The organism is Defluviitoga sp., assembly GCF_035349255.1.
Lineage (GTDB): Bacteria > Thermotogota > Thermotogae > Petrotogales > Petrotogaceae > Defluviitoga.
Map to the genome: position 1 here is coordinate 1 of NZ_DAOPSE010000077.1, position 3,226 is coordinate 3,226.

At 33.2% G+C, this 3,226-nt stretch carries 3 protein-coding genes; all 3 read left to right on the forward strand.

Going from position 1 to position 3,226, the window contains the following annotated elements; translation table 11 throughout:
- Positions 1-563: dihydrodipicolinate synthase family protein (locus tag PKN74_RS08155; RefSeq protein WP_472310338.1), on the forward strand; the 563-nt coding region annotated here is incomplete at its 5' end.
- 81 nt (positions 564-644) lie between these two features.
- Complete coding sequence (locus tag PKN74_RS08160) at positions 645-2,060, forward strand: L-fucose/L-arabinose isomerase family protein (protein ID WP_472310340.1); 1,416 nt, start codon at positions 645-647, stop codon at positions 2,058-2,060.
- A 60-nt stretch (positions 2,061-2,120) separates the two neighbouring features.
- A complete protein-coding gene (locus PKN74_RS08165) occupies positions 2,121-3,116 on the forward strand; it encodes an exo-alpha-sialidase (RefSeq protein ID WP_472310341.1) in 996 nt (331 codons plus the stop codon).
- Positions 3,117-3,226 lie beyond the last annotated feature (110 nt).

Sequence of the window (3,226 nt, forward strand, 5' to 3'; positions counted from 1 at the left end):
TTTTTGATTTTTACATAGAATTATCAAAAAATGTTCCTAATGATTATCCTGTATATTTATACAACTTTCCTAATGCCACAGGTAATGATATTAGTCCTCAAGTATTGAAAAAATTAATTGAAGAAAGAGAAAATATAGTAGGTATTAAATACAGCTCCGATAACATTATGAGAATGCAGGAATATTTAAAACTGCAAAGTCCTAATTTTAAAATATACTCGGGAGCTGATCAATTATTTCTTCCTATGCTTTGTTTAGGTTGCGATGGCCTTGTTTCTGGTAATGCAAACATTTTCCCAGAATTATTTGTTTCAATATTTGAAAGTTATTCAAAAAGCGATTATAAGACCGCTAAACTTTTACATCAGTATGGTAATGAAATTGCCAAACTTTTCAAATATGGAAATATTCCTGCCATTAAGGCAGGAATGGAATTTAGGGGTCTAAATGGAGGTTTTGTGAGAAAACCTCTTGAAGGTTTGACTAAAGATGAGTTTGACAAATTACAAGATGAGTTTTCAATAATTTTTAATTGTGTAATCGATAATTTACAAAAAAATTAAGAATTCAGGATTTCTAGATTTCAAATAAGGATTTAATTTTATCTTTTCAACTTAACAAAATTACTTTCAGGAGGTCGTACTATGAAAAAAAGAAAAGTTGGTATTATCACATTTTCAGACGGTAGAGATTTTGTTCATGAAGAGACACTAGAAATGAACAAGAAGTTTGAAGACAGGTTAGCAAAAGCTTTAGAAAACACTGGGGAAATCGAGGTTATTAGAGCTTCAGATATAGTAAATAAACCATCTAAAGCTAAAAAAGCTGGAAAAGAAATGATGAAGGCTGAAGTTGAAATGACAATTTTTAACTATTCAATATGGTGTTGGCCACATTTAAGTGTAATTGCTTCCCTTTATGCTCCGGGGCCATATTTGATATACGGACAAATTAATCCTAAATATCCTGGAATGGTAGGTATGCTTGCAGCTGCTGGAGCTTTAGAACAAATTGGAATTTTTCCAGAAAGAGTGTGGGGAGAACCTGAGGATCCAGAAGTTATGAACAAATTACTTAAATTCGTTAGAGCAGCAAGTGCTGCCCATAGATTAAAAGGTGAAAGATACGGCATGTTTGGTGGAAGACCTATGGGTATGTACACAGCATCAGCAAATGGAGATCAGTGGATGAAAGAATTTGGAATAGATGTTGAACAAATTGATCAATATGCTTTAGTTTTAAAGGCGGAAGAAGTTTCTACCGAAAAGAAAAAGAAAGCAAGAGAGTGGCTTGAAAGATATGCTACCGTTCAATATGATGGAAAAAGGCTAACTCCTGCGATTTTAGAAAAACAGATAGGATTGTATTATGCTGCATTAGAAATAATTAAAGAAGAAGAACTTGACTTTGTTGGATTCAAAGGCCAACCAGAAATGACAAACAATTACGCAACGATGGACATTGCCGAAGCATTTTTAAACGATCCTTATGATTTTGATGGCCCAAAAGAACCTATAGTAGCTGCAACCGAAACCGATATGGACGGTGCATTGACTATGGAAATATTCAAACATATAGCACAAACCCCAGTTCTTTTTGCTGATGTCAGACATTATTTCAAAGAAGAGAAATTGCTTGACCTTGCAAATTCAGGACAACACGCAACATATTTTGCAGGCAAATCAAATAATCCTGAAGAAAACTTGAAAAATGTAATTATACATCCTGAAGATTTCTATTTCCCAGCTGGTGGAGGAGCAGTAAAACATTTTGCCGCCCCAGGAAGGGTAACACTTGCTAGACTTGCAAGACAGGATGGAGAATATGTCATGACTATAGTTCCTGCAGAATTTGTGGAGTTAAGTGATAACGAAAAGAAACGACTTAGCGAGCAGGTCCAAATTGAATGGCCTCATGCATATGCTAAATTAGACACAACAATAGATACTTATCTTGAGTATTATCCTTGTAACCATATACACGGAGTCTATGGAGATTATATTGAAGAATTAGTACATTTTTGTAACATTAAAAATATTTCTTATCAGATTTTAGATTAAAATAGCTAATATAATTGCTTGTGTTAGATTATAAAAGAAATTAGAGGTGAAAAGTAAAAAATGAAAGTAATCAGTAAATCCTTTGTTTTTAATATTATCCCATCTAAACCCAGTTCACATTCTGTTAGTCTATGCAAAATTAACGACAATGAAATATTAGCTTTTTGGTTTGCCGGTTCGTGGGAAGGAGAAAAAGATGTAGATATTTTTTTCTCACGTTATTATATTAAGGATGACAAATGGGATACTCCTGAGTTATTCATTCATGATCCTTCAAGGTCTTTGGGTAATACAGCGCCAGTCATTTTCGGAAGTACACTTAGAGTATATTATTGTGCAATGGACGGTAAGGATTGGACAGAATCATCTTTATGGTACACGGACTCATATGATCAAGGGCATTCTTGGAGAGAACCAAAGCCTTTTTCTCTTCAAGGAGAAAATCTTTTGTTTGGAACTAAAATTCTTAAATTGACTGATAATAGATTTATATTTCCACTGTATGATGAAAAACTATGGGTAAGTACTCCGTACATATCAGATAATATCTTATTGAACAAATGGGAAAAGATGGGAGAAATAAAAACTAAAAAAGGTAATATTCAACAAGATATGGTTGCAATAAACGGGCAAATATTTTCTTTACTTAGAACTCGTGATGGTTTTATCTACAAAACTATCTACGATTCTGAAAAAAAACGATGGAGTAATCCAGTTTCCATTGATATACCAAATCCAAATTCAAGGCTTGCCTTGGGGAAAATTGGAAATTTACTAATTTGTTGTTGCAATCCATTAGGACTCAATAAAGAAAATCTTACTCATGATCCTAGAAAATTATCTGATATCGAAGATGGTTTCTGGGGAAAAAGAGAAAAACTTTCCATATTCGTGTCTAGCGATCAAGGAAATACCTGGCATGAAGAAATGGTTTTAGAAAACAGCAGTGATAAGGAATACTCATATCCTTGGATCCAAATAATAGATGAATCAAAAATAATGATTGCATATACATACGAAAGGCAAAAAATTGCATATGCAATAATCAAAATATAATTCATAGGAGCGGTAAGTATGTATCTAATTGGGATAGATATAGGAACTCAAAGTACCAAAACAGTGATGACTGATGAAAAAGGAAAAGTTATTTCAGAATCAGCTAAAGA

Bases quoted from the DNA above. Each gene is read 5' to 3' on its own strand.
- PKN74_RS08160 (WP_472310340.1), top strand. From the start codon at position 645: ATGAAAAAAAGAAAAGTTGGTATTATCACATTTTCAGACGGTAGAGAT.
- PKN74_RS08165 (WP_472310341.1), top strand. From the start codon at position 2,121: ATGAAAGTAATCAGTAAATCCTTTGTTTTTAATATTATCCCATCTAAA.